The sequence below is a fragment of the Mycobacterium szulgai genome (genome assembly GCF_002116635.1).
Lineage (GTDB): Bacteria > Actinomycetota > Actinomycetes > Mycobacteriales > Mycobacteriaceae > Mycobacterium > Mycobacterium szulgai.
On record NZ_LQPW01000178.1, the window covers coordinates 1 to 24,651 of the forward strand.

Below are 24,651 nucleotides of genomic sequence, written 5' to 3' on the forward strand. Positions count from 1 at the left end.
CCGGGGTGACCGGCGGCCCCGCCGGCCCCGCCGGCCCCAATCAGTCCGGCGTTCCCGCCGTTACCGCCGACCTCTCCGGGCGCACCAGATCCACCGTTGCCACCGTTGCCGAAAAGCAGCCCGCCGTCCCCTCCGGCTTGCCCGGTCCCCGCGAGGCCGTCGGCCCCGTTTCCGATCAATGGACGCCCCAACAGTGCCTGGGTGGGGGCATTTAGCACATCGAGCGCCGCCTGTAGCGGGGAGACAGCGGCAGCTTCGGAGCCGGCATACGCTCCCGCAGCCCGGGTTAACGCCAGCACAAATTGGTCGTGAAACGTCGACACCTGTGCGCTGAGCACCTGATAGCCCTTAGCGTGACCGGAAAAGACGCCGGCGATTGCCCCCGATACTTCGTCAGTCCCGGCGGCCAGCAGCTCGGTGGTGACGGCCGCTGCGGCCCGATTGGCCGAGCTCAGCGATGAGCCGACCGCGTCCAGCTCCGTCGCCGCGACCACCAATGATTCGGGCGACACGATCACCAATGACATAGCCATCTTGCCGGCGACTTTCTGAGCGCTTGGGCTATCCGCAGCGATGCAGAGCCTATCCGGTACGGGCGCTCGAATCCTTGTTTCCGCCTGGTTGCTCAACGGGGAGCTCCCGTTTCGTCATGCGTCGGAGGCGCGTCACTATACTTGCCAAGGCGTGATGTCGACCGGGGCGACATTTTGGCGTTTGTGTACAACGGTCGAGACGCCGAGGCAAGGGGGCCTGACATGAGCACTGTCGACGACCGGGCAGTGGGACCGCATTCGTGCGCGGCCGATCATGAGCGTCTCGTGCTCGAGGCGCGTGACGTCGAGTTCGACTGGGCGAATCTGCCGTTCCACTACGTACCTGACGAGCCGTTGGCCACCCATGTACTCAACGTCTTGCACCTGCTGTTGCCGGCCGGCGAGGAGTTCTTCGTCGAGGTGTTCAAGAAGACTTTGCCGCTGATCAAAGACGATCAGCTGCGGCTGGACGTGCAGGGCTTCATCGGGCAGGAGGCCATGCATTCCCAGGCGCATTCCGGAGTGCTTGATCACTTCGCCGCGCAGGATGTCGATCTCACGCCGTTCACCGACCAGGTCAGGTGGCTGTTCAGAAAGTTGCTGGGGGACCGGCCGCAGCGCAGCGCGCGACGCCAGCACAGCTGGTTGCTGGAGCAAGTGTCGTTCATCGCGGCCATCGAACACTACACCGCCGTGCTGGGTGAATGGATCCTGAACTCCCCAGAACTCGATGTCGTGGGAGCTGACCCGGTAATGCTGGACATGTTGCGCTGGCACGGAGCAGAAGAAGTCGAACACAAGGCGGTGGCCTTCGACACCATGAAGCATTTGCGGGCCGGGTACTGGCGACAGGTGCGCACACAGTTGGCCGTCTCTCCGGTGATGTTGCTGTTGTGGATCCGCGGAGTGCGGTTCATGTACTCGGTGGATCCCTGTCTGCCGCCGGGAACCAAGCCGCGCTGGCGGGATTACTTCAGCGCCGCGCGCCGGGGATTGGTGCCCGGTCCGATTCGGCTGGCGCGGGTCGTCGGCGACTACTACAAACCGGGCTTCCACCCGTCGCAGCTGGGCGGGCTGGGACTGGCCGTCGACTATCTGGCCGTCTCGCCGGCCGCGCGGGCGTCGCACTGACCCATGGCTATCACTTCATCGACACTTACCGCGTCCGACGGTGTCACCCTGGTGGTGCACCGGTACAACGAACTGAACCCGCAACGTCCGACCGTCCTGGCCCTTCACGGCTGGCCCGATAACCACCAGGTGTGGGACAGCGTGGCCGAGCATCTCACCGAGCACTACAACGTGGTGGCCTACGACGTGCGTGGCGCCGGCCAATCATCTTCTCCGCCAAGCCGTTCGGGCTACCGGCTGCCTCAGCTGGTTGCCGACATCGATGCGGTGATCGACAGCTTGGGTGTCTCGCAGGTGCACTTGCTTGGGCACGACTGGGGCTCGATTCAGGGATGGGCGGCAGTCACCGACGATTCGGTGAGTGGCAAGATCGCCTCCTTCACCTCTATCTCGGGGCCGCACCTGCAGTACGCGGGCAGGTTCGTGCGGTCGGCACGCAGCCCACGCACCTTCGCCGATACCGCCAAACAGCTTGTGGCGTCCAGCTATATCGGTTTCTTCCTGTGTCCCGGTGTCCCCGAGGTCGCGTTTCGGTCGAGGGTGGCGGTGCAGGTCGTCAAGGCGATCGAGCGAATCGGCCGCTCGAGTACCCGCAGCCAACACCTTTCGCCCCCGCGCTCGATCGGCGACTACGTCAACGCACTCAATCTCTATCGTGCGAATATGCCCGGTCCGTTGCTGTCGCCCGGGCAGGTGCTGCCCGAAACCGACGTCGCTGTACAGGTGCTGGTGCCGCGTGCGGACTATTTCGTATCGCCGGCGCTGCAGCGGTTCACCGGAGCGATTCCGCGCAACGGGCGCGTCGTGTCGATCGAAGGCGGGCACTGGGTGGTGACGTCGCGGCCCGACGTCGTTGCCCGGCTGACCTCTGAATGGGTGGACGGAGCTGGGGGTTCGGCTGCCCGCGGCGGCCCACGCGAGGTGCGCGGCAAGTTGGCACTGGTTACTGGCGCGGGTGCCGGCATCGGCCGGGCCACCGCGGTGGAACTGGCCAGCCAGGGGGCGGCCAAAGTGGTGATCGTCGATCGCGACCTCGATGCGGCCAACGAGACCGCAGATGCGGTTCGCGCGGCGTGTGCCGAGGCGGCCGTCTACCAGGTCGACGTGAGCGACGAAGCGGCGATGAATGATCTTGCCGCACAAGTGCTTAAAGAACACGGCGTGGTCGACATCCTGGTGAACAACGCCGGAATCGCGGTGGCGGGCCGGTTCTTGGAGACGACGTCGCAGCACTGGGACGACATCATCGCAATCAATGTGCGAGGTGTCATCAGCGGCAGCCGGGCATTTGCCGCCCAGATGGTGGAGCGTGGAGAGGGCGGCACGATCATCAACGTGTCCTCGGGCGCTGCCTTCATGCCGTCGAAATCCATGGTCGCCTACAGCACCACCAAGGCCGCGGTGCTGGCCTTCAGTGAATCGTTGCGTGCCGACCTCGCCGACGAGGGAATCACGGTCACCGCGGTGTGCCCGGGCTTTGTCAACACCAACATCGCCAAGAGCACCGTGTACGCCGGCCTGACGGCCGAACAGCAGGAACGTGCCCGACAGAAGGCCGACACCGCCTATCGGCGCCGTAATTTCACGCCCGAAGCCACCGCCAAGGCGATCGTAAAGGCGGTCAAAAAGGGTCCGCCCGTCCTGCCGGTTGCCGTCGAATCCAGGATTGGGTACGCGTTGCGGCGGATCAGCCCCTCGGCGCTGCGACTGGCGGCGCGCTTAGACATCCGTCAGATGTAGGAATTGCGCTGTGCCGGAGAGCATTTGGACGAGTAGGCCCGCGGATCTGTACGGTCGGCGGAAGCGGGACCGCTTCGCCACCGCGCTGTGGGGTGTTCGCACGATGTTCGGCGGCTTCGCCTCGGCATCGCGGTGGAAGCCGTCACGGGTAACGCCGGTGCGGCGAACGCACCCGGCGGTGGTCACCAACCGCGAGCTGGTGGCACCCGACGTGGTGGCGCTGACCCTGGGCGATCCCGATGGCGGGCTACTGCCGTACTGGACCCCCGGCGGGCATATCGACGTCCAGCTGCCCTCGGGGCGGCGTCGCCAGTACTCGCTGTGCGGTCCGCCAGGCCGGCGCACGGACTACCGCATCGCGGTCCGCCGTATCGCCGACGGCGGCGGTGGGTCGATCGAGATGCATGACGGTTACCGGGTGGGCGACACCTTGGTGTTCGAAGGGCCGCGCAATGCGTTCTATCTGAGCACAGCCGAGCGCGATGTGCTGTTCGTGATCGGCGGTATCGGCGTGACCCCGGTGCTGCCGATGATGCAGCTGGCTGCCCAGCGCGGAATGGATTGGCGCGCAATATATGCCGGCCGAAGCCGGGAATACCTGCCATTTCTGGATGAAGTGGTCGCGCTGTCGCCCGACCGCGTCACCGTGTGGGCTGACGACGAGCATGGTCGCTTCGCCGGTGTTGACGAGCTGCTCGCCGGAGCGGGCCCCACGACGGCGGTGTACGTGTGCGGGCCGACCGCGATGCTGGAGGCGGTTCGGGTGGCCCGTGACGAACATGCTTCCGCGCCACTGCATTACGAGCGGTTCAGCCCGCCGCCGGTGGTCGACGGAATCGCGTTTGAGCTGGAGCTCGCGCGGTCGGGGCAGGTGCTGGAGGTGCCATCGAATCGTTCGGCTCTCGCGATGATGCTCGATCGCGATCCCACCACCGCCTACTCCTGCCAGCAGGGATTCTGCGGAACATGCAGGGTGAAAGTGCTCTCCGGACAGGTCGATCGCCGTGGGCGCGCCGCCGAAAGCGACGACGAGATGCTGGTCTGCGTGTCACGGGCCAAGGGCGACCGCGTGGTCATCGACGCCTGAGCCGGTAGCCCACGTGCGGCACACTCACACCCGGCAGTGGTCTCCAGTCGAACGATCTGCCGTCAAGTTCGAAGTTCTTCTTTTCATAGAAGCGGCGTGCTTTTTCGTTTTTGCTCGCGGCCCACAAAATCACGTCTTCGGTGGGATCTGCGTGCAGGGCTTTGTTGAGCAGGCGGCCGCCGATGCCGTGCCGTTGGTCGTTCTCGGTGACGTAGAGCGCGTCGATATGAAGGTCGCGTGGGTTTGTCAGGTCCGGGCCATACATGGCCATGCCGATGACCTGGCCGCCGGACTCGGCAAGCCACATGATCCACCCGCGGCGGCTCAGCGTCTGCGGGTACAACTGCGCGGCCCAGCGTTGGGGTGGGGCGAGCAGGTTGAGTTCGTAGTCCGAGAGCATGCCGCTCCACGACTGCCGCCACACCGGATAGTGCATGGCCGCGACCTTCGCGAAATCGGCCGGCTTGGCCTGGCGGATCCTGATGTCGCGCGATTTCACATCAGCAAGCCTAAGGCTCGAGGGTGCCCACCCAGCGGCTTCGAACGCATATTCGGACTATTTTGCCCGCCGTCGGCGTCTGCACCGTCCAGAACGGCGGCAAGATGCGCGGCAGTAGGCTGCACCCATGCGGGTAGGCGTGCTGGGCGCTAAAGGCAAAGTCGGAGCGACGATCGTGGCGGCGGTGCAGGCCGCCGAGGATCTGACCCTGTCCGCCGAGGTGGACGCCGGTGATCCGCTGAACCTGCTCACCGACGGCAACACCGAGGTGGTCATCGACTTTACCCACCCGGACGTGGTGATGGGTAACCTGGAGTTCTTGATAGACAACGGAATTCATGCCGTCGTCGGTACTACTGGCTTCACCGCCGACCGCATCGAGCAGGTGCAGTCCTGGCTCGCCGACCAACCCGGGACCTCCGTGCTGATCGCGCCGAACTTCGCGATCGGCGCGGTGCTGTGCATGCATTTCGCCAAGCAGGCCGCGCCGTTCTTCGACTCCGCAGAAGTGATCGAGTTGCACCATCCGCACAAGGCCGACGCCCCGTCGGGAACGGCCACCCGCACCGCCCAACTCATTGCCGAAGCGCGAAAAGACCTGCCGCCCAACCCCGATGCCACCAGCACCAGCCTGCCCGGGGCGCGCGGCGCCGACGTCGACGGGATACCGGTGCATGCGGTCCGGCTGGCCGGCCTGGTGGCACACCAGGAGGTGCTGTTCGGCACCCAAGGGGAGACGCTGACCATCCGCCACGACAGCATCGACCGGACATCGTTTGTGCCCGGCGTGCTGTTGGCGGTTCGCCGCGTCAAAGAACGCCCCGGCCTAACCGTAGGGCTGGAGCCGTTGCTCAACTTGCAATGACGGCTACCGTACGCGTCCAGTTGCTGATCGCATTCATGTGCGTGGCAATGCTGGCGTACTTCGTCATGCTCGGTCGCCTTGCCGTCGCGATGATCGGCTCCGGCCGGCCGGCCGCGGTGGGGTTGGGCCTGGCCGTGCTGATCATGCCCATGCTCGGGCTGTGGGCCATGATCACCACACTGCGAGCCGGATTCGCACACCAGAAGCTGGCGCGGCTGATCGCGCAAGACGGAATGGAACTCGACACCACGCAGCTACCGCGGCGGGCATCGGGCCGCATCGAGCGAGACGCGGCTGACGCACTGTTCGACACGGTGCGCACCGAACTGGAAGACGACCCGGACAACTGGCGGCGCTGGTACCGATTGGCGCGCGCGTATGACTACGCGGGGGATCGGCGGCGTGCTCGCGAAGCGATGAAGACGGCCGTGCAACTGCAGGCGCAGGCCGATGAGTAAGACGCTGCTGATCGTGCACCACACCCCGTCGCCTGCCACCCGCGAGGTCTTAGAAGCGGTGCTCGCCGGCGCCAACGATCCTGAGATTCAGGGTGTCGACGTCCTGGCCCGGCCCGCGCTGGCCGCCACCCTGCCCGACATGCTTGATGCCGACGGCTATTTGTTCGGTACCACAGCCAATTTCGGCTATATGTCGGGTGCGCTCAAACACTTCTTCGACACCGTCTACTACCCGAGCCTTGACCACGTCGCCGGCCGTCCCTACGGTCTGTGGGTGCACGGAAACAACGACACCGTCGGCGCCGCGGCCGCCGTCGGCAAGCTGGCTACCGGACTGGCGCTCAGCCAAGCGGCCGACGTGCTCGAGATCGTCGGCCCAATAGACGCCGCCGCCCGCGAGAAAGCATACGAACTCGGCGGCACGCTGGCCGCGACGCTGATGGAGTGACGAAATGTCTCAGATGAACATGATTCCGCGTGACCACAATCCTTTCCCGCAAACGGGGGTTTCCCGCGACGCCAACGGAATTCCGCATTACGAGGGACTACCGGACACGTTGCTCGACATGCTCGCCGAGCATGTCGAAACGCGCCCGAACAACGAGGCGGTGACTGAGCTCGGCGCAGACCGCTTGACGTACCGCCAGCTTTGGGACCGGGCGTCGCGGGTCGCTGGCGGCCTGCGCGCGGCTGGTCTGAAGTCGGGCGAGCATGTTGCGCTGCGGTATCCCGCCGGGATCGACTGGGTGCTCGCGTTCTGGGGCACGGTAATGGCGGGCGGCGTTGCGGTGGCGGTAAATACGCGATCGGCGCCACCGGAGGTCGAGTTCGTGTTGTCCGATGCCGGGGTACAGGTCGATCTGGCCGCCGGCACGGCGCTGCCCGACGGGAAGCCGTACGTGGCCGAAGGACTTGGCCGCCAAGACATTGCCGCGATGTTCTACACCTCCGGCACCACCGGTCACCCCAAAGGTGTACCGACCACGCACGAGGCATTCGTCACCAACACCGAAAACATGCTGCGCTGCTTCGGGCAAGACGACACTCCCGGCGAGGACTTACGCACCCTGATCTCGGTGCCGCTGTTTCACGTAACCGGTTGCAATTCACAGCTTTTGAGCGCAGCGCGCACCGGGGGAACGGCGGTGATCATGCCCGCGCTCAACCTCGACCAGGTGATCGCGACGCTGGCTGCCGAGCGGATCTCGTTCATGGTGACCGTGCCCGCCGTGTACTCATTGTTGACGCGGCACAAGGCATTTGCCGAAGCCGATGTTTCCGCCGTGCGCTGGGTCGGCTACGGTGGCGCGCCGACTGCCCCATCGCTGGTCAAAACGCTGCAGGACGCGTTTCCGCAAGCCACCGTCTCCAACGGGTACGGCATGACCGAATCAGCGTCGCTGATGACCGTGCTTCCCGACGAGGACGCCGTCGAGCACGCGGACTCAGTGGGTTACGCGGTCCCCTCGGTGGATATCGGTGTGGTTTCCTTCGGGGACGATCCCAGCGTGGGTGAGTTGGTGGTGCGCGGTGCGAACATCACTGCCGGCTACTGGAATCGACCCGAAGCCAATGAGGCCACATTTGTGGACGGGTGGCTGCATACCGGCGACGTCGTCCGGGTCGACGAGGCGGGCCGAGTACACATCATCGATCGGCTCAAGGACATCATCAACCGGGGTGGCGAAAACGTCTCCAGCGTGGAGGTCGAAGCCGCGCTGCTCTCGGCCCCCCAGGTCGCCGATGCCTGCGTGCTGGCGGTGCCCGACGACGTCATGGGGGAGAAGGTCGGCGCTGTGCTGTTCGGCGGCGACGACGAGATCGATGTGGCCGCGGTGCTCGACCATTGCCGCAGCCAGCTCGCCGACTTCAAGGTTCCGCAATACGTCACGGTGGTGACCGAGGCGCTGCCGCGCAATGCCGGCGGCAAACTTCTCAAAGGGGCACTTCGCAAACAGGTGCAGTGGGGTCCACCGCTGCGTTAGCGCGAATGCAGCGCATTTCTCTGCGGCGAATAGCCAGCAAATGACACGCTCGACGAGACAGCGTTAAGACTGCCGGCACCAGCGTAAACAAGCCGTAAAAACTCAGCATTTGCGGCTTCCGATCAGGACCGCGGGGGTGGGGATCGCTAGCCTTATCTCACCACACAGGCTCTGCACAGCTAATACTCAGATATCGACCAGCAAACGCACAGGAATCCGAGGAGCGGGATATGTCATTCCTAACCACACAGCCGGAAGAGTTGGCCGCTGCGGCGGGCAAACTGGATACGGTAGGCGCCGCGTTGGACGCCCAGAATGTGGCCGCGGCCGCCCCGACGACTGGTGTCACACCCGCGGCAGCCGATGAGGTGTCGGCATTACAGGCGTCGCTGTTCACCGCCTACGGAACCCTCTACCAGCAGGTCAGCGCCCAAGCCGCGGCCGCCTATCAGATGTTCGTCAACACCTTGCAGACCAGCGCCGGCACGTATGCCGACACTGAGGCCGCCAACTCGGCGGCGGCCGCTTCGCCCCTCTCGACGATCACCAGCCTGCTCGGCGCCGCACCCAACCCGGTGCCACCGTGGATTTCGGACCTCGCCAACATCCTCAACATCGGGGTCGGGAACTGGGCGTCTGCCGCGTCGGATCTGATCGGGTTGGCCAGCGGTGGCCTTCTTCCCGCCGTCGAGCAGACCGAAATCGCCGATGCGGCTGCCGACGCCGCCGCGGGCGGCTTGGCGACCGCAGCGCTGGAACCCGCTGCGGCGGCTGGCTTGGGTGCGGCTCCGCTGGCGGCCGCATCCTCGATCGGTGCTCTGTCGGTGCCGCCGAGTTGGGCCGGACCCGCCACGCTGGTTTCGAGCACCACCTCGCTGCAGGGCGCGGGCTGGACCGCCGCCGCGGTGCAAGCCACACCTGTGACAGCGATTCCGGGATTGCCGGGGTTGGCCTCAGCGACGCGCAACAGCGCCGGTTTCGGGGCCCCCCGTTATGGAGCCAAGCCCATCGTCATGCCGAAACCGGCCGTCGGTTAGCCGAAAAAAAGGAGATAGCAATGGATTTCGCAGCCTTGCCCCCCGAGATCAACTCCGTGCGCATGTACTCCGGCGCCGGCGCGGCGCCCATGATGGCCGCTGCGGCGGCGTGGAACACCCTGGCCGTCGAGTTGAATACCACCGCGGCAGCCTTCGAATCGGTCATTACGCAATTGGCCACCGAGCAGTGGATGGGACCCGCCTCGCTGTCGATGGCCGCCGCAGCCCAGCCCTACCTGGCCTGGCTGAATTACACGGCCGAATGCGCTCAGCATGCCGGTTCGCAAGCCACGGCATCGGCGGCCGCCTTCGAGACGGCGTTCGCCATGACTGTGCCCCCAGCGGAGGTCGGCGCCAACCGGGCATTGCTGGCTGCACTCGTTGCCACCAACGTGCTGGGCCAGAACACGGCGGCCATCATGGCAACCGAGGCTCAGTATTCAGAGATGTGGGCCCAGGACGCGCTGGCCATGTACGGCTACGCGGCATCCTCGGGAGCCGCCGCGGTGCTCTCCCCGCTGACCTCACCGTCGCAGATGACCAACCCAGGCGGGCTCGCCGGTCAGGCGGCGGCCGTCAGTCAAGCAGCCGCGTCCAGCACCGTCTCGCAGGTGGGCTTGAGCAGCTTGATCACCAACCTGCAAAGCGCAGTCACGGGGCTGGCCACACCGGTCGCGTCGGCGGCTGCGAGCACGGGGCTGGACGGAATCCTGCAGGACATCACCGATCTGCTCGGCATCCCCTTCGTGCAGAACGCCATCAATGGCGCGGTCAACACCGCGGCCTGGTTTGTCATGGCCGGAATTTGCAACGCGGTGTTCCTCGGCCACACCGTCAATGCGCTCGGCCCGGCGGCCGATGCCGCCGTGGCTGCCGTCCCCGCGGCCGCGGGTGTGGCCGGTCTGGCGCACAGTGTGACGCCGTTGGCCGCGGGTATGGGTCAGGCGGCAGCAGTGGGTGGCTTGTCGGTGCCGGCCGGCTGGTCTTCGGCCGCTCCGGCGATGACCGTGGGTGCGTCGGTGGCCGACGGCAGCGGTTGGGCGGTGCCGGAAGAGGGCGGGGCGATCGCGGGAATGCCCGGGATGCCCGGGATGGCTGCGGTTGGCAAGGGGGCCGGCGGCTACGCCGGGCCGCGCTACGGCTTCAAGCCCGTCGTGATGCCCAAGCAGGTCGTCGTCTAATCTATCGGCTATGCGGCTGCTGGTCGCCAACCGTGGCGAGATCGCCCTTCGAATCATCCGCACGGCAACCGAATTGGGCGTCCAAACGGTCGCGGTCTACGCCGAGGACGATGCCGACAGCCCGCATGTGCACACCGCGGACGAAGCGATCTGCGTGTCTGCCTATCTCGACCATGGTGCGATCCTGGCCGCGGCGAAAAGCTCCGGGTCCGAACTGATCCATCCGGGTTACGGGTTTCTCAGCGAGAACGCCGAATTCGCCCGTGCCTGCGCGGGCGCCGGTTACACATTCGTCGGTCCGCAAGCCAACGTGCTCGAGTTGGTGGGCAATAAGTCCTCGGCACGCGGCGCCGCCATCGCAGCCGGCGTGCCGGTGCTTCCCGCGACCCGGGGCCCCACCAGCGTCGCCGATGTCCGCGCCTTCTTCGCCGGGCAGGACGGCAGCATCATGATCAAAGCGCTGGCCGGTGGCGGTGGCCGGGGAATGCGCAAGGTGGACGGCGCCGATCAGATCGAGAACGCCTACCGCCAGTGCGCCGCCGAGGCTGAACTGGGCTTCGGAAATCCGGCGGTGTTCGCTGAGGCGCATCTCGGTGCCGCCAGGCACATCGAGGTGCAGATCGTCGGCGCACCCGTCGGACACCAGACGCGTGCGCTCGCGTTGGGCGACCGCGACTGCAGCATCCAGCGGCGCTTCCAGAAACTTGTCGAAATTGCGCCCGCTCAGGAGCTTTCGGATGGCTTGCGGCATGGACTACATGAGGCGGCGGCCCGGCTGTGCGCCAGGGTGGGTGTGCACGGCCTGGCAACCGTCGAGTTCCTGATAGCGGGCGAAAAGTTCTTCTTCCTCGAAATCAATCCGCGAATCCAGGTCGAACACACGGTGACCGAGGAAGTCACCGGGGTGGACCTGGTGGCGGTGCAGCTGGCCATCGCTCAGGGAGCTTCCTATTATCAGCTGGGCTTGCCGGCCGGAATTGCCTCTGACGGAAGCGAAGTCATCGGCGAACCCGCCGCCCGACGCGGCGTCGCGATACAAGCCCGCGTCAACACCGAGACGTATGCCCCTGACGGCTCCATTCGCCCCGCGACCGGCACCCTGACGGTGTTCTCGCCGCCGAGTGGGCCCGGTGTGCGCGTCGACACGTACGGACGGCCCGGGTTGACGCCGAGTCCGCGGTATGACTCGTTGCTGGCCAAGGTCGTCACTCACGTGCACGGATCCTCGTTTCCGGCCGCGGTGCGCAAGGCGCGTACCGCGCTGGCCGAGTTCAGTATCGAGGGGATCGGCACCAACATCGGATTCCTGCGAGAGCTTTTGTCCGACAGCGAAATACAATCGGGCCCCGTACCGACGAGCTTCCTCGACGCCAAGCTTCCCGGGTTGGCGACGGCTGCTTTGGCCCACCAGCATGACGTCCGGGTGGCCGCCGTCGAACTCTATCCGGGCGAAGAGGCGCTGCGTGCACACCTGGCCGGCACCGTGGTGGAAATTGCTCCCGAAGGCGGCGAATTCGGCGCCGGTGCCCAACTGGTCGTGCTGGAGGCGATGAAAATGCAGCACGTGCTGGCCGCGCCGGACGCGCTGCGTACCGTGCGGAGTCTGGTAGTCCCCGGTCAGGTTGTCGGTACGGGTGACCCAGTGCTGGTCTTCACTCGCACCGGTGATCGCGGGAAAGGTGAAAAGTCCTCTGCCACAGTTGATTTAGATCGGTCGCGGGCCGACCTCGATGAGATCAGGCGGCGGCATCTGGTTACGTTGGACGAGGGCCGGGAAGCCGCGGTTGCCAAGCGGCACAGCCAAGGTCGGCGTACGGCACGGGAGAACATCGCCGATCTCGTCGACGACGGCAGTTTCGTCGAGTACGGCGCGCTGGTGATCGCCGCGCAGCGCAGCCGGCGTTCGGAAGAGGACCTGATCGCCAACACCCCGGCCGACGGGTTGGTCGCCGGCCTGGCCACCGTCGGCGGGGCCGAGGCCGTCGTGGTGTCCTATGACTACACCGTGCTGGCCGGAACCCAGGGCATGCGTAACCACGCCAAGACCGACCGCGTGTTCGACCTGGCCGTCCGAAAACGATTACCGGTGGTGCTTTTCGCCGAAGGCGGCGGCGGTCGGCCCGGGGACACCGACGTCGGCGGTATGGCCGGGCTGGACGTGCCGACGTTTCGGGTGCTGGCCGGCTTGAGCGGCCAGGTTCCATTGGTCTCCATCGTTTCCGGGTACTGCTTCGCCGGTAACGCCGCACTGGCAGGGGTCTGCGACGTGATCATCGCAACCCCGGATGCGAACATCGGAATGGGTGGGCCGGCGATGATCGAAGGCGGCGGCCTGGGCGTGTACTCGCCCAAGGCGATCGGGCCCATTGAGGTGCAGCGGCACAACGGCGTGGTGAGCCTGGTCGCTCGCGACGAGGCGCATGCGGTGTCGCTGGCCAAGCAGTACCTGTCCTACTTCCAGGGCAGCGTCGCGGACTGGGCGGCCCCGGATCCCGGGCTGGCCCGGCATGTGGTGCCGCAGAACCGGTTACGCGCCTACGACGTGCGTCGGGCCATCGAGTCGATCGTCGACGTCGGTTCGGTGTTGGAGCTGCGCCCGGACCACGGCGTAGGTGTCGTCACCGCGCTGGTTCGTGTCGAGGGCCTGGCATACGGGTTGATTGCCAATAGCAGCCACCATCTCGGCGGTGCGATCGATGCCGAGGCGGCCGATAAGGTCGCCGACTTCCTCGCTCTGTGCGAGTCATTCCGGCTGCCGGTGATCTCGCTGTGCGACACACCGGGGTTCATGGTGGGTCCGGACGCGGAGAAGGACGCCGCGGTTCGCCGGTTCGGCCGGATGTTCATCGTCGGCGCTCAGTTGACGGTGCCATTCGGAATGATCATCCTGCGCAAGGGTTATGGCCTTGGCGCCATGGCCATGGCCGGCGGTTCGTTCCACGCGCCACAGTTCACCGTCGCCTGGCCCACCGGGGAAATCGGTGGTATGGGCCTGGAAGGCGCTGTGCGGCTCGGCTTTAGCAAAGAGCTAGCCGCTGCGGCCGACGAGGCCGAACGCCAGGCGCTGTTCGATCGGTTGGTCGAGGCGGCCTACCAGCACGGCAAGGCACTGCGCTCGGCCACCACTTTCGAGCTCGACGACGTCATCGACCCGGCGGAGTCCCGGGCCTGGATCGCCAGGCTTGCGTGACGGTATCAACCGTGGCCGCTGCCGCAGCCCACGCCCGGCAGGCATCCGCTACCGCCGGGCACGCCGTTGGGCCCACCGAACTGGCCGCCTGAGCCGCAGCCGACACCCGGAACGCAGCCTTGGCCCCCGGGACCGCCGTTGGGACCGCCGTTGACCCCGCCGCTGCCACAGTTGCCGTTGGCATCGCAGCCTCCACCGCCCGGCCCGGGCGGGTCGTTCTTAGGGACGAAGTGGGTGATGCCAGTGCCGGCCGGCGCCGGGCCGGCCGCAAAAACATCGGCAGTGGCAGCCGGTGCCGCAGCGATCGCTGTAGCGACAGCCCCGGCCACGACCAGTGGTTTCATGAGGTTTAATCTCGCTAACATTCCAGTCGCATACCACGTGCCCACCCGTATAAAACCCGGGCACGAGAAATCGGGCGAAATGACCTCAATGGATCTGACCGGCCGCACCGCGATAGTCACCGGCGCCTCCAGGGGAATCGGGTTGTCGATAGGCCAGCGCCTGGCCGAAGCGGGCGCAAATGTCGTACTCACGGCACGCAAGCAAGAAGCCGCCGATGCGGCCGCGGCACAAGTCGGCGAACGCGCCCTGGGCGTGGGCGCGCACGCGGTCGACGAGGATGCCGCGCGGCGCTGCGTCGACCTCAGCCTCGAGCGCTTCGGCAGCGTGGACATCCTGATAAACAATGCCGGGACCAACCCCGCCTACGGTCCACTGATCGAGCAGGACCACGCCCGCTTCACCAAGATCTTCGACGTCAATCTCTGGGCGCCCTTGCTGTGGACGTCGCTGGTCGTCAAGTCATGGATGGGCGAACACGGCGGTTCGATAGTCAATACCGCCTCCATCGGCGGCATGCACCAGTCACCGGCGATGGGCATGTACAACGCCACCAAAGCCGCGCTGATTCACGTCACCAAGCAACTGGCGCTGGAACTTTCACCGCGCATCCGGGTGAACGCGATCTGTCCGGGCGTGGTGCGGACCAGGCTTGCCGAGGCGTTGTGGAAGGACCACGAGGACCCGCTGGCCAAGTCGATAGCGCTCGGCCGCATCGGCGAGCCGGCCGATGTGGCCGACGCGGTCGCGTTCCTGGTTTCCGACGCCGCGAGCTGGATCACCGGCGAGACCATGGTTATCGACGGCGGCCTCTTGCTTGGCCCGGCTCAGGGCTACCAAAGCAGATGAGTACCGAGGGCGACCTGCGGACGCGGGTTCAGACACTGCTCAACGAGTATGACCCGGCGACCACCGACGCGCGCGACTTCCTGGGTGCGCGGTTCGATGCGGGCCTGGCCTGGGTGCATTTCCCCTCCGGTAACGGCGGGCTCGGCCTGCGGCACACATATCAGGCGCAGGTCGAGGCCCAGCTTGCCGCGGCGGGTGCACCCCCGGCCGGCGGTGGCCGCAACATCATCGGGATCGGCATGGCCGCGCCGACGATCGCGACCTTCGGCACCGACGAACAAAAGCGAAAGTTCCTGCGCCCGTTGTTCACTGGTGAACATCTGTACTGCCAGTTGTTCAGCGAGCCGGGCGCGGGGTCTGACCTGGCCGCGGCGGCAACGCGTGCGGTCCGCGACGGCGAGGACTGGGTGGTCAACGGCCAGAAGGTATGGACGTCGATGGCCCAGCACGCCCAAATGGCGATCCTCGTCGCGCGTACCAACCCAGATGTGCCCAAACACGCTGGGCTGTCGTACTTTCTGTGTGACATGACCCAGCCGGGGATCGACATCCGGCCGCTGCGCCAGATCACCGGCGAGGCGGAGTTCAACGAGGTGTTTCTCACCGATGTCCGGGTGCCCGACGCCAACCGCCTCGGCCCCGAAGGCGGCGGCTGGCGGGTGGCGACCACGACACTGAACAACGAGCGCGTCGCGATCGGTTCGCGCAGTGGCGTACCCCGCGAAGGCGGCCATATCAGCAAGATCACCGAGGCGTGGCGGGACGACCCCGCGTTGCGCAACCCGGCGATGCACGACGAGTTGATGCGGCTGTGGGTCGAGGCCGAAGTGGTGCGCCTGACCGGCGAGCGATTGCGCCAGCAGGCCGCCAGCGGTCAACCCGGCCCCGAAGGCGCCGGTATGAAGGTGGCCTTTGCCCGTCTGGCGCAACAGATTTCGGGTTTCGACCTGGAATTGCATGCCGAATCCGGATTGCACTACGACGATTGGACCCTGCGCAGGCCCGAGACCGTCGACCTGATCGGCCGCGAGCCCGGCTATCGCTATCTGCGGGCCCGCGGCAACTCGATCGAAGGTGGCACCTCGGAGATCCTGCGCAACACCATCTCCGAGCGGATCCTGGGTCTGCCCGGCGAACACCGTGTCGATAAGACGGTGGCGTGGAAGGACTTGCCGCGATGACCGGGGACCTGCTCTATTCCGACACCGAGGAGGCGCTGCGGGACAGTGTTCGGCAGTTGCTCGCCGACCGTTGCCCGCCGGAGACGGTGGCCAAGGCGTACGACTCTGAGCCGCAGGACTTTTCGCCGCTCTGGCGGACCCTGGCCGCCGAGCTGGGAGTTGCGGGGCTGTTGGTGCCCGAGTCGCTGGGTGGGGCCGGCGCGAGCGCCCGCGAGGCAGCGGTCGTGATGGAGGAGATCGGGCGGTCCGTGGCGCCGGTGCCGTTTCTGACCAGCTCGGTGCTCGCCACGGTTGCGCTGTTGCGGGCAGGTGAAAGGGAGACCCTGTCGGAGCTGGCACAGGGCAGCGTGACCGCGGCGCTGGTGGTACCGCTGTCCACGGCACCCGGTGCGCCGCTACCCGAGGTGAGCAACAGTGCCGACGGTCTGACCGGTCTGGTTACCAGCGTCGCTGGTGCGGCCGAAGCCGACGTGCTGGTGGTGCCGGTGGCCGGCGCCGATGGTCTTGAGCTGCACACTGTTTCGCGTAACGCGACGGGTGTCGAAGTGTCGCCGCGGTTGTCCTTCGACATGACCAGACCCCTTGCCGACGTGCGCTTTTCAGGGGCGACGTCGTCAGGGATCGGTTTAGGAGACGGTGCGGTCCAGGCGGCATTGGAGACGGGAACGGCGCTGCTGGCCTCCGAGCAACTCGGCCTGGCGCAGTGGTGCTTCGACACGACGTTGGCATACGCCAAGGAGCGCAAGCAGTTCGGCCGCGCGATCGGCTCGTATCAGGCGATCAAGCACCGGCTGGCAGACCTGTGGTTCGAGGTCAGTTCGGCCACCGCCGCAGCCCGCTATGCGGCAGACACCTGTGCCCGGGAAGACCAGGACGCGGCCGTCGCCGCGGCACTCGCACAGGCCTACTGCAGCGGTGTCGCCGTACACGCCGCCGAGGAGTGCGTGCAGCTGCACGGCGGTATCGGGATGACGTGGGAGTATCCCGCGCACCTCTACCTGAAGCGGGCCAAGAGCGACCAGTTGGCGTTGGGCACGGCCTACCGGCACCGATCCCGGCTGGCCGAGCTGGTCGATCTGCCGGCCAGCTAGCGCGGCAGCGCCGCGGCGAAGGTTTCTGTCATCGCCGCCCAGTGGCGTTCGGCGGCGGCGTCGTCATACGGCGGGTTGTCGGGGACGGCGAAGCCGTGGGCCGCGGGATACCACTCGATCCGGTGGTCGACCCCGGCTGCCGTCAAGGCCTTCTCGAGCTGTTCGGCATGGGCGCGGGTGAACGACTGATCGTTCTTGGCGCCGCCGATGTACACGGTGGCGGCCATTCGGTCGGCCAATAGGTGCGGGCTGTCGGCGTTGTCGGTGACCAGCCCGCCGCCGTGGAAGGACGCCGCCGCGGCGACGCGCTCGGGAAGGCGGCCGGCCAGCAGGACCGAAATCCGCCCGCCCATGCAGTAACCGCACACACCGAAGCGCTCGCCGCTGACCTCGGGGCGCGCGGCCAGATAGTCGAACAGCGCAGTGGCGTCGCGGGTGATGCGGTCTGGTGTCATGGTGCCGATCATGAACATGATCCGGGCGCGTTCCTTCGCGTCGCCGAACGCGGTCGTCATGTCGAACGGCTTCCAATCGCCCTCGCGGTAGTACACGTCGGGAAGCAGCACCGCGTAGCCGAAGCCGGCCAGTTGGGCTGCCATCTGGTCGAAGGTGTCGCGCACGCCGCCGGCATCGGGAAACATCACCACGCCTGGCCAGGGACCGCGGCCCTCGGGAGTGAACAGTTTGACGGCGCAGGTCCCGTCGGGGGTGGTCACTTGATCGCTGATTTTCGGCATGGCACCCGTTCTACTCCGTAAGCCCGTAGGTAGGCTTGTCGCGTGCCGATCGCAACTCCTTACGAGGATCTGTTGCGCGTGGTGCTCGAGACCGGCACAGCCAAATCCGACCGCACCGGCACCGGAACCCGCAGCCTGTTCGGCCATCAGATCAGATACGACCTGTCGGCCGGCTTCCCGCTGCTTACCACCAAGAAGGTGCATTTCAAGTCGGTCGTCTACGAGTTGCTGTGGTTCCTGCGCGGCGATTCCAATGTAGGCTGGCTGCAACAGCACGGCGTCACCATCTGGGACGAATGGGCCAGTGACACAGGCGATCTCGGTCCGGTGTACGGAGTACAGTGGCGATCCTGGCCCACCCCGTCGGGTGAGCACATCGACCAGATCAGCGCGGCGCTGGATCTGCTGCGTACCGACCCTGATTCGCGGCGCATCATCGTCTCGGCCTGGAACGTCAGCGACATTCCCCGGATGGCGCTACCGCCGTGTCACGCGTTCTTCCAGTTCTACGTCGCCGACGGCCGGCTGAGCTGCCAGCTCTACCAGCGCAGCGCGGACTTGTTTCTCGGTGTGCCGTTCAACATCGCCAGCTACGCGTTACTCACGCACATGATGGCCGCGCAGGCCGGCCTCGCGGTCGGAGAGTTCGTCTGGACCGGCGGCGATTGCCACATCTATGACAACCACATCGAGCAGGTTTGCGAACAACTGCGCCGGGACCCGCGACCCTATCCGAAACTTGTTTTAGCCCAGAGAGATTCAATTTTCGACTACTCATACGACGACGTGGTCGTCGAGAATTACGACCCGCACCCCGCGATCAAGGCCCCAGTAGCGGTATGACGCATCGGGCGGGCGTGGGCCTGATCTGGGCTCAGTCGGCGTCCGGCGTGATCGGGCGCGGCGGCGACATCCCGTGGCGGGTGCCCGAGGACTTGGCGCACTTCCAGAAGATCACCATGGGCCACACGGTCGTGATGGGCCGGCGGACCTGGGATTCACTGCCTGCCAGTGTCCGGCCGCTGCCGGGCCGCAAGAATCTCGTACTCTCCCGCCAGACTGGCTTCATGGCGCAGGGTGCGACGGTCGTCGAATCACTTGAGCAGGCATTCGCCGAAACCGAATCGGACATCTGGGTAATGGGTGGTGCGCAGATCTATCCGCTTGGGCTGCCGTACTCGACCCGTTGCGAGGTCACCGAAGTCGAGATCGACCTACCGCGCGAAGACGAGGACGCGCTGGCGCCGGTGCTCGACGAGACCTGGGTCGGCGAGTCCGGGGAGTGGCAGGTAAGCCGCACCGGGCTGCGGTACCGGTTTCACAGCTACCGCCGATGAGCAGCGTCCGCACCAACGGCATGTCCGTGCCATACTCGATTCGGGGTCGGTCTGACTGGTTTATCAGGCGTTACCCAAAGGGGGAGTTGGCAGTGATGACCGAACCCGCAAAAGTGTTCCCGCGCATGTTCAGGGGCTACGATGCGGCCGCGGTTGATGCCCACATCGAGGTGTTGACCACCAAACAGCAGTTGCTGATCGACGACGTGGAGAGCCTGCGGGCCAGGCTGAAGCAATCCAGCGCTGAAGCAGCCGACTTGCGCAAGGAAGTCGCAGACCTGACAGACACTTCGTCCTCGCCCCGCGCGATGCAACAGCGGATGGCGAAGATGCTGCAGCGAGCGGTCGACGAGGTTTCGCAGATGCAGGCCGAGGCGCGGGCCGAGGCTCAGGCGCTGATCGCCGAGGCCGAGGCGGCGGCCGAGGCCGAGCGGCGAAAGCACGAGAAGCTGCTGGCGGAACTGGCCGAGCGGCGAAAAGCCTTGGAATCCGAGTATGAGGACACCAAGGAAGAGCTCGATGGCAAATTGGCCAGCATGCGCGCTGATGCGCAGACCGAGCGTGAGCAGCTCGTCGCCGACGCCAAGCAGGAAGCTGATCGTTATCGCGAAAAGGCCCGGCGGGCCGTGGACCAGGCGAGTCAGCAGCGAATCAAAGTCCTGGAACAACTGATGGGCGTGTACCGCGACCTCGAGGGTGTTCCCGCCACGCTTGAGACCGCGTACCAAGAACGAAAGAATCCACCGGAGTAGAGCCAGGAGTTGAACGAGATGGAACGCTCGGGCCAGGAAGTCGGCACCGGCTGAGCACGATCACCGTCGCGCAAGCCCGGCGGATAGCCGTTGCCGCCCAAGGCTTTAGCGAGCCGCGGCCGGCGGGCAGAGTTACGCGCGCGCATCTACAGCGGCTGATTTCGCGCATCCAGGTGTTGCAGCTGGACTCGGTGTCGGTGGCGGTACGCGCGCACTACGCGCCGGTGTTCAGCCGGCTCGGGCCGTATGACCGCGACGTGCTGGACCGGGCGGCTTGGGGTCCGTTGCGGACCCGATTGCTAGTTGAGTACTGGGCGCATGAGGCCGCGCTGATGGCCGTCGACGACTGGCCGCTGCTGCGCTGGCGGATGCGTCAGTACACCCACGGACGTTGGGGCACCCAGGTCGTGAAGGCCAACCCGCAGCTGGCCGACGACATCGTCGCCGCCGTCGCAGACCTCGGACCGAGCACGGCTGGTCAGATCGAGGCGTATCTGGAAGCGGGGCCGCGCCGCAAGAAGGGCACCTGGTGGACGCGCAGTGACACCAAGTGGGTGGCTGAAGCGCTGTTTGCCTCCGGGGTGCTGACCACTGCGACCCGGGTCGGTTTCGCACGGCATTACGACCTGGTGGAGCGAGTGCTGCCGGCCGAAGTGCTGGCCCGGCACGTCGACGACGAGGAGGCCGTCCGGGAGCTGACGCTGCGGGCGGCGACTGCCCTGGGCGTCGGCACCGAGGCGGACCTGCGTGACTATTTTCGGCTGTCCGCCCAGCAGGTCAAGCCGGCCATCGCCGAGCTGATAGCCGCAGGGGAAATCGAGCGCGTCGACGTCGAAGGCTGGCCGGCGCCGGCCTACCTGCGGGCCGGACGAGCGGTGCCGCGCCGCGACCGCGGCACCGCTTTGCTGTGTCCGTTCGACCCGTTGATCTTCTTCCGGCCTCGGGTCGAGCGGCTCTTCGATTTCCACTACCGCATCGAGATCTATACGCCAGCGAACAAACGCCGGTACGGGTACTACGTGTGGCCGCTGCTGCTGGATGGGCACTTGGTCGCGCGGGTCGACCTCAAGGCCGACCGCGCGGCCAACGCACTGCGCGTGGTGGGCGCCTTCGGCGAACCCGGCGCGCCGCGGGCCCGAACAGCCGAGGCGCTCACCGCAGAGCTGGAGTCGATGGCCACTTGGCTGGAACTAGGTGGGGTCACCGTATCGAGCCGGGGCGACCTGGCCGCCGAACTGCGCACCGCAACCAAACGGGCCGGCTGATGAACGGCAAGGTCCGTTTAGGAGATCACCTCGGTTTCAGCGCGGGAGGCGCCCCGCCGCCACGAACCGGTGACGAGCGCTTTCCCGTCTACGGCGCTAATGGGCCCATCGGATATGCGTCCGAATGCAATGCTCGGGGGCCTCTGATAGTAATAGGTCGTGTTGGATCCTATTGCGGTAGTCTTCGCTATTGCGAAAGGGATGTGTGGGTCACAGATAATGCATTGGTGTGCCGGGCCGACAATCCCGACGAAACGCGATTTTGGTACTACGCGTTGCAGACATGTGGGCTTAATCGGCATCGTGCCGGATCCGGCCAGCCACTGCTGAATCTGAGCATTGTCAGAAGCGTTTCTGTCTCGGATATCCCCTCCGGGCGTCGTCGAATCGGCGAGCTTCTCGGCGCCCTGGACGACAAAATTGTGGCTAATAAGCGTGTCATCGCTGCCGCTGAGGCGCTAATGCTCGCGATGGTTGCGCGGATCTCTGAGCGCACCACGCTGTCAACCTTGGCGAGTAGGTCGGCCGTTTGTCTCGAGCCTGCACGGTTCGATCGCAGAGTTGCCTACTACAGTTTTCCGGCATTCGACAACGGCGCCCAACCAATTATCGTTGACGGCAGCACTATCAAGAGCAACAAATTTCGTATATCGGAGGGGTGCGTTTTATTTTCTAAGATGAATCCCAGAATACCGCGAATTTGGAATGTCGCCGAGCCGCCGTCAGAAATGGCATTGGCGAGCACCGAGTTCGTCGTACTGCAACCGATCGGGGTCGATCCTTGCGCGCTCTGGTCGGCGTTACGCCAGCGCGACGTCTTGGCCACCTTGCAACAAAGGGGGGCCGGTATGACGGGAAGTCGTCAGCGGATACGACCGCGCGAGCTACTGGGGACCGCAGTACCGGATGTACGGAGTTTGGACGCCGGGTCGGCGCAGGCCCTTAGGAGCCTTGGTGCTGTCTGTCACCAACGAAGAGCGGAATCGGGCCGGCTATCGGCCCTCCGCGATGTACTCCTGCCCCTCCTGTTGACGGGCAAGGCCCGTCTTACGGACTCGGTCGCGCTCGTCAACACGGTCTGACGGTAGATAGTCTACCGTCAGAAGAGTACTCTTCTACCGTGAGTCTGAATATTAAGAGCGAACGTACTGTGCGATTGGTGCGCGAACTTGCGGTGCGCACAGGCACCAATCAGACGGCGGCGATCGAAGAAGCCGTTGCACGACGGCTGGCGGAACTTGACCACGAAGGGTCCGTAGGGGCTACGGCGCGGCGCATTGCGGCAGAAAAAACCCTGCAGGAGCTCGGTCGATTGCTCACCGACGACGACAAGCGCGCGATTCGGCACGCGGAGGCTGACCTTTACGACGACTATGGTTTGCCGCGATGATTGTCGACACCTCAGCCATCGTCGCGATCGTGCGCGGTGAAACGGGTGCGGAACCACTTAAGGACGCGCTGGTCAACTCACCGAACTCGCGAATCTCCGCACCAAATTATGTCGAGTTGTGTGCAGTGATGAAGCGGCCAAACCGACCGGAGATCAGTCGGCTGGTTGATAGGTTGCTCAACGATTATGGAATCGGCATTGAAGCCTTCGATGCCGACCAAGCGCGAGTTGCGGCGCAGGCATACCGTGACTACGGCCGCGGGAGCGGCCACCCGGCCCGGCTCAATCTCGGCGATACCTTTAGCTACGCGTTGGCCCACGTCACCGGGGAGCCGCTGCTTTTCGTCGGTGATGATTTCATCCATACCGATATCCGGCCTGCTTGTGCTTGAGTCGCTAGCCGTCGGTGGGCTAAGCCACCTCACCTGAGGACGAACCGGTGGAAAGGTCAGCGTGGGCTTCGGGGCTTGCGTCGTGTAGCGCCGTCAGTGCGTCGGTCAGCAACCGCTGAATTCCGCTAGTGATTCCAGTGCACGAGTTTTCGATCTTGGTCGCGCTCTTCTGAATCGAACCGGCGGTTTTCTTCACATCGTCAAGCGTGGTGAGCCGCTCGATGGCCTCAGTAATTTTCTCCTCTGCCGTCACCAGCTGGTTTGCACCTCTCCGCGTGGCGGCCGTGAGCGCGGCTGTCCGCAGCAGCATGACGACCGTGCGTATCAGGTCAGGGTCATCGACGCCTGGGTCGAACGCGAGCACGATGCGTCGGGAGCCGAGCACCCTGATCGACTGACCGCCGTTCTGTTCGGTGCTACGGACGATGCCGAGCGCCGCCGCGGCAAGGCGATTGCGCTCAGCCTCATTGAAGTACTCGGCCCACGTCGTACGGGACGAGTCAGTCGTTTCGATCACCACGCGAGCCGAACCACCGTCAATGGTCAGCACCGCGTCGCCCTTCTTCGACCGCGGCACTGAGCCGACGATCGTGCGGGTATCGGTGAACTCGTCACCTAGGCCTGCGGCAATCTCCGAAATTATTGCGTTGACTTGGTTTTCGAATGTGTCGCCTTTGATCGGGGTGACCTTTGCAAGGCTGGCCTTAGCTTCCTGAACCTTCAGTGCCGTGGTCAGTTCGTCCACCTTCCTGGCCAAGTCGGCATGATTCTTGCCGATCATCTCGACTAGCTGTTGTTGGCGCGCACCGAGTTCCGCAGCGTGTTTGGACATCGGCGAAGTGGGGTCGCTAGGGTCGAACTGCTTGGTGGCTCTCGTCAGCAGCTCGTTGGTCCCGGCCTGTGCCTTGGCATCGAGGCTGGCGCCAAACTTGTCGAGTACGGGCTGCAGCCGGTCCAGAAGTTCGGGGTTCTCGCCACCGAAGATGCGACGGACTTCTGTGTTGAGATCGTGCTTTGCCACCGCGACCGATTGGGTGAACTCGTTGCGGCTGGCTGCGCCGGCTTCGGTGATGGCCTTCTTGGCATCGGCGGCGGCCTTCGCCAGTGTTTCGGATGCTGACTCGACGGCGCGCTCGGTGACCTCGGCCGCCTTGCTAGTCGAGTCTGCTGCCTTCTCGCCGACTTCCTTCAGCATCTGCTCCAGCCGGTGCGACTCCGTGGCCGCGCCGGTTACGGACAACGCGTGTGCGCCCATCTTGATGGCTTCGGTGACGAACTCGGTCAAGTCAGCCCCCCTGAGAGTGTCTGGGTCGTAGATGACGGGGCCGCGCTCACCAGATGTCCAGCGTTGCGCTTCGTGGGCAACATCCTTGTCTCGCAAGGCAAGTCCTTCTATTTCGACGGTGGTGAGGGTGGCGTCGAAGTGGGCTTGAGGCTTCGTGTTCGGCATAGCTTCTCCCGGAGAGTCGTGCTGCCGCAGTGCGCGGAAGCGGTGTCTGAAGGATCCGTCGCCTTCGGCGGACTGACAATGCCTATTACTGATAAGCCCTCTTATCGGTTGAGCCTGTTTGCGATAGACGCAATGGGGGCTAACTTGATGCTGAGCGGA

The 24,651-nt window shown here is 65.5% G+C and carries 25 protein-coding genes and 1 pseudogene; 20 read left to right on the top strand and 6 right to left on the bottom strand.

The features are described from left to right. A partial coding sequence (locus tag AWC27_RS32525) for a PGRS repeat-containing protein (protein WP_342744616.1) occupies nucleotides 1-218 on the bottom strand: 218 nt, incomplete at its 3' end. An 87-nt stretch (nucleotides 219-305) separates the two neighbouring features. Beyond that, nucleotides 306-533 (bottom strand): annotated as a pseudogene (locus tag AWC27_RS32530) (PE family protein); the annotation flags it as partial. A 222-nt stretch (nucleotides 534-755) separates the two neighbouring features. Between AWC27_RS32530 and AWC27_RS29015 the strand changes: the two are divergent. From AWC27_RS29015 to AWC27_RS29025, 3 genes are read left to right on the top strand one after another with little or no spacing between them, the layout of a single operon-like run. Then, on the top strand, nucleotides 756-1,664 hold the full coding sequence (locus tag AWC27_RS29015; protein WP_085674318.1) for a metal-dependent hydrolase: 909 nt from the start codon (nucleotides 756-758) through the stop codon (nucleotides 1,662-1,664). A gap of 3 nt (nucleotides 1,665-1,667) precedes the next feature. Continuing rightward, nucleotides 1,668-3,404 carry an SDR family oxidoreductase gene (locus AWC27_RS29020; protein ID WP_085674320.1) on the top strand — a complete coding sequence of 579 codons (1,737 nt, stop codon included), beginning with the start codon at nucleotides 1,668-1,670 and terminating at the stop codon, nucleotides 3,402-3,404. 10 nt (nucleotides 3,405-3,414) lie between these two features. After that, nucleotides 3,415-4,491: a PDR/VanB family oxidoreductase gene (locus AWC27_RS29025; RefSeq protein ID WP_085674322.1), complete on the top strand. Its 1,077-nt coding sequence runs from the start codon at nucleotides 3,415-3,417 to the stop codon at nucleotides 4,489-4,491. Here AWC27_RS29025 and AWC27_RS29030 read toward each other — a convergent pair. Further along, nucleotides 4,478-4,990 carry a GNAT family N-acetyltransferase gene (locus AWC27_RS29030; protein ID WP_245847581.1) on the bottom strand — a complete coding sequence of 171 codons (513 nt, stop codon included), beginning with the start codon at nucleotides 4,988-4,990 and terminating at the stop codon, nucleotides 4,478-4,480. The two genes, AWC27_RS29025 and AWC27_RS29030, sit on opposite strands and share 14 nt — an antisense overlap. 127 nt (nucleotides 4,991-5,117) lie before the next feature. Between AWC27_RS29030 and dapB the strand changes: the two genes are divergently transcribed. From dapB to AWC27_RS29065, 7 genes are all read left to right on the top strand, one after another. Beyond that, nucleotides 5,118-5,855: a 4-hydroxy-tetrahydrodipicolinate reductase gene (gene dapB, locus AWC27_RS29035; RefSeq protein ID WP_085674324.1), complete on the top strand. Its 738-nt coding sequence runs from the start codon at nucleotides 5,118-5,120 to the stop codon at nucleotides 5,853-5,855. Continuing rightward, complete coding sequence (locus AWC27_RS29040; protein ID WP_085674326.1) at nucleotides 5,852-6,313, top strand: hypothetical protein; 462 nt, start codon at nucleotides 5,852-5,854, stop codon at nucleotides 6,311-6,313. The genes dapB and AWC27_RS29040 overlap by 4 nt, the downstream gene beginning before the upstream one ends. Beyond that, the gene (locus tag AWC27_RS29045) at nucleotides 6,306-6,761 is read left to right on the top strand and encodes a flavodoxin family protein (protein WP_085674328.1); all 456 of its coding nucleotides are present in this window, start codon (nucleotides 6,306-6,308) and stop codon (nucleotides 6,759-6,761) included. Before AWC27_RS29040 ends, AWC27_RS29045 begins: the two co-directional genes overlap by 8 nt. A gap of 13 nt (nucleotides 6,762-6,774) precedes the next feature. Further along, nucleotides 6,775-8,298: a class I adenylate-forming enzyme family protein gene (locus AWC27_RS29050; RefSeq protein WP_085674330.1), complete on the top strand. Its 1,524-nt coding sequence runs from the start codon at nucleotides 6,775-6,777 to the stop codon at nucleotides 8,296-8,298. 230 nt (nucleotides 8,299-8,528) lie between these two features. After that, a complete protein-coding gene (locus AWC27_RS29055; protein WP_085674331.1) occupies nucleotides 8,529-9,335 on the top strand; it encodes a PPE family protein, SVP subgroup in 807 nt (268 codons plus the stop codon). Nucleotides 9,336-9,355: 20 nt separating this feature from the next. Next, nucleotides 9,356-10,516, top strand: a complete 1,161-nt coding sequence (locus tag AWC27_RS29060; RefSeq protein ID WP_085674333.1) for a PPE family protein — start codon at nucleotides 9,356-9,358, stop codon at nucleotides 10,514-10,516. Nucleotides 10,517-10,526: 10 nt separating this feature from the next. After that, nucleotides 10,527-13,706, top strand: coding sequence for an acetyl-CoA carboxylase family protein (locus AWC27_RS29065; protein ID WP_085674335.1), 3,180 nt, complete (start codon nucleotides 10,527-10,529; stop codon nucleotides 13,704-13,706). A gap of 5 nt (nucleotides 13,707-13,711) precedes the next feature. Here AWC27_RS29065 and AWC27_RS29070 read toward each other — a convergent pair whose 3' ends face one another. Next, nucleotides 13,712-14,050 carry a PE-PGRS family protein gene (locus AWC27_RS29070; RefSeq protein WP_085674337.1) on the bottom strand — a complete coding sequence of 113 codons (339 nt, stop codon included), beginning with the start codon at nucleotides 14,048-14,050 and terminating at the stop codon, nucleotides 13,712-13,714. Between the two features lie 79 nt (nucleotides 14,051-14,129). On the opposite strand from AWC27_RS29070, the gene AWC27_RS29075 reads away from it, so the two are divergent. Genes AWC27_RS29075 through AWC27_RS29085 form a run of 3 tightly spaced genes read left to right on the top strand, consistent with a single transcriptional unit; the run spans nucleotide 14,130 to nucleotide 17,169 of the window. Further along, nucleotides 14,130-14,897, top strand: a complete 768-nt coding sequence (locus tag AWC27_RS29075) for an SDR family oxidoreductase (protein WP_085674339.1) — start codon at nucleotides 14,130-14,132, stop codon at nucleotides 14,895-14,897. Further along, nucleotides 14,894-16,078 carry an acyl-CoA dehydrogenase family protein gene (locus AWC27_RS29080; RefSeq protein WP_085674341.1) on the top strand — a complete coding sequence of 395 codons (1,185 nt, stop codon included), beginning with the start codon at nucleotides 14,894-14,896 and terminating at the stop codon, nucleotides 16,076-16,078. The genes AWC27_RS29075 and AWC27_RS29080 overlap by 4 nt, the downstream gene beginning before the upstream one ends. Continuing rightward, on the top strand, nucleotides 16,075-17,169 hold the full coding sequence (locus tag AWC27_RS29085; protein WP_085674343.1) for an acyl-CoA dehydrogenase family protein: 1,095 nt from the start codon (nucleotides 16,075-16,077) through the stop codon (nucleotides 17,167-17,169). The genes AWC27_RS29080 and AWC27_RS29085 overlap by 4 nt, the downstream gene beginning before the upstream one ends. Here AWC27_RS29085 and AWC27_RS29090 read toward each other — a convergent pair. After that, the gene (locus AWC27_RS29090) at nucleotides 17,166-17,906 is read right to left on the bottom strand and encodes a dienelactone hydrolase family protein (RefSeq protein WP_085674345.1); all 741 of its coding nucleotides are present in this window, start codon (nucleotides 17,904-17,906) and stop codon (nucleotides 17,166-17,168) included. The two genes, AWC27_RS29085 and AWC27_RS29090, sit on opposite strands and share 4 nt — an antisense overlap. A 42-nt stretch (nucleotides 17,907-17,948) precedes the next feature. On the opposite strand from AWC27_RS29090, the gene AWC27_RS29095 reads away from it, so the two are divergent. The 7 genes from AWC27_RS29095 (at nucleotide 17,949) to AWC27_RS29125 (ending at nucleotide 23,042) form a co-directional block, all read left to right on the top strand. Then, nucleotides 17,949-18,749 carry a thymidylate synthase gene (locus AWC27_RS29095; protein WP_085674347.1) on the top strand — a complete coding sequence of 267 codons (801 nt, stop codon included), beginning with the start codon at nucleotides 17,949-17,951 and terminating at the stop codon, nucleotides 18,747-18,749. Next, nucleotides 18,746-19,243 carry a dihydrofolate reductase gene (locus AWC27_RS29100; RefSeq protein WP_085674349.1) on the top strand — a complete coding sequence of 166 codons (498 nt, stop codon included), beginning with the start codon at nucleotides 18,746-18,748 and terminating at the stop codon, nucleotides 19,241-19,243. The genes AWC27_RS29095 and AWC27_RS29100 overlap by 4 nt, the downstream gene beginning before the upstream one ends. Nucleotides 19,244-19,335: 92 nt before the next feature. After that, entirely contained in the window at nucleotides 19,336-19,995 is a 660-nt protein-coding gene (locus AWC27_RS29105; protein ID WP_085674351.1) for a DivIVA domain-containing protein, read from the top strand. A 50-nt stretch (nucleotides 19,996-20,045) separates the two neighbouring features. Continuing rightward, a complete protein-coding gene (locus tag AWC27_RS29110) occupies nucleotides 20,046-21,260 on the top strand; it encodes a winged helix-turn-helix domain-containing protein (RefSeq protein WP_085674353.1) in 1,215 nt (404 codons plus the stop codon). Beyond that, nucleotides 21,260-22,342, top strand: a complete 1,083-nt coding sequence (locus tag AWC27_RS32535) for a restriction endonuclease subunit S (protein ID WP_085674355.1) — start codon at nucleotides 21,260-21,262, stop codon at nucleotides 22,340-22,342. Before AWC27_RS29110 ends, AWC27_RS32535 begins: the two co-directional genes overlap by 1 nt. A gap of 38 nt (nucleotides 22,343-22,380) precedes the next feature. Next, entirely contained in the window at nucleotides 22,381-22,650 is a 270-nt protein-coding gene (locus AWC27_RS29120) for a type II toxin-antitoxin system VapB family antitoxin (RefSeq protein ID WP_085674357.1), read from the top strand. Continuing rightward, entirely contained in the window at nucleotides 22,647-23,042 is a 396-nt protein-coding gene (locus tag AWC27_RS29125) for a type II toxin-antitoxin system VapC family toxin (protein ID WP_085674359.1), read from the top strand. Before AWC27_RS29120 ends, AWC27_RS29125 begins: the two co-directional genes overlap by 4 nt. A 19-nt stretch (nucleotides 23,043-23,061) precedes the next feature. Here the strand turns inward: AWC27_RS29125 and AWC27_RS29130 are convergent, their stop codons facing one another. After that, a complete protein-coding gene (locus tag AWC27_RS29130) occupies nucleotides 23,062-24,492 on the bottom strand; it encodes a Fis family transcriptional regulator (protein WP_085674361.1) in 1,431 nt (476 codons plus the stop codon). Nucleotides 24,493-24,651 lie beyond the last annotated feature (159 nt).

Coding starts and splice junctions, on each gene's coding strand:
- AWC27_RS29015 (WP_085674318.1), top strand. CDS start 756: ATGAGCACTGTCGACGACCGGGCAGTGGGACCGCATTCGTGCGCGGCC.
- AWC27_RS29020 (WP_085674320.1), top strand. CDS start 1,668: ATGGCTATCACTTCATCGACACTTACCGCGTCCGACGGTGTCACCCTG.
- dapB (WP_085674324.1), top strand. CDS start 5,118: ATGCGGGTAGGCGTGCTGGGCGCTAAAGGCAAAGTCGGAGCGACGATC.
- AWC27_RS29040 (WP_085674326.1), top strand. CDS start 5,852: ATGACGGCTACCGTACGCGTCCAGTTGCTGATCGCATTCATGTGCGTG.
- AWC27_RS29045 (WP_085674328.1), top strand. CDS start 6,306: ATGAGTAAGACGCTGCTGATCGTGCACCACACCCCGTCGCCTGCCACC.
- AWC27_RS29050 (WP_085674330.1), top strand. CDS start 6,775: ATGAACATGATTCCGCGTGACCACAATCCTTTCCCGCAAACGGGGGTT.
- AWC27_RS29055 (WP_085674331.1), top strand. CDS start 8,529: ATGTCATTCCTAACCACACAGCCGGAAGAGTTGGCCGCTGCGGCGGGC.
- AWC27_RS29060 (WP_085674333.1), top strand. CDS start 9,356: ATGGATTTCGCAGCCTTGCCCCCCGAGATCAACTCCGTGCGCATGTAC.
- AWC27_RS29065 (WP_085674335.1), top strand. CDS start 10,527: ATGCGGCTGCTGGTCGCCAACCGTGGCGAGATCGCCCTTCGAATCATC.
- AWC27_RS29070 (WP_085674337.1), bottom strand. CDS start 14,050: ATGAAACCACTGGTCGTGGCCGGGGCTGTCGCTACAGCGATCGCTGCG.
- AWC27_RS29075 (WP_085674339.1), top strand. CDS start 14,130: ATGACCTCAATGGATCTGACCGGCCGCACCGCGATAGTCACCGGCGCC.
- AWC27_RS29080 (WP_085674341.1), top strand. CDS start 14,894: ATGAGTACCGAGGGCGACCTGCGGACGCGGGTTCAGACACTGCTCAAC.
- AWC27_RS29085 (WP_085674343.1), top strand. CDS start 16,075: ATGACCGGGGACCTGCTCTATTCCGACACCGAGGAGGCGCTGCGGGAC.
- AWC27_RS29090 (WP_085674345.1), bottom strand. CDS start 17,906: ATGCCGAAAATCAGCGATCAAGTGACCACCCCCGACGGGACCTGCGCC.
- AWC27_RS29100 (WP_085674349.1), top strand. CDS start 18,746: ATGACGCATCGGGCGGGCGTGGGCCTGATCTGGGCTCAGTCGGCGTCC.
- AWC27_RS32535 (WP_085674355.1), top strand. CDS start 21,260: ATGAACGGCAAGGTCCGTTTAGGAGATCACCTCGGTTTCAGCGCGGGA.
- AWC27_RS29125 (WP_085674359.1), top strand. CDS start 22,647: ATGATTGTCGACACCTCAGCCATCGTCGCGATCGTGCGCGGTGAAACG.
- AWC27_RS29130 (WP_085674361.1), bottom strand. CDS start 24,492: ATGCCGAACACGAAGCCTCAAGCCCACTTCGACGCCACCCTCACCACC.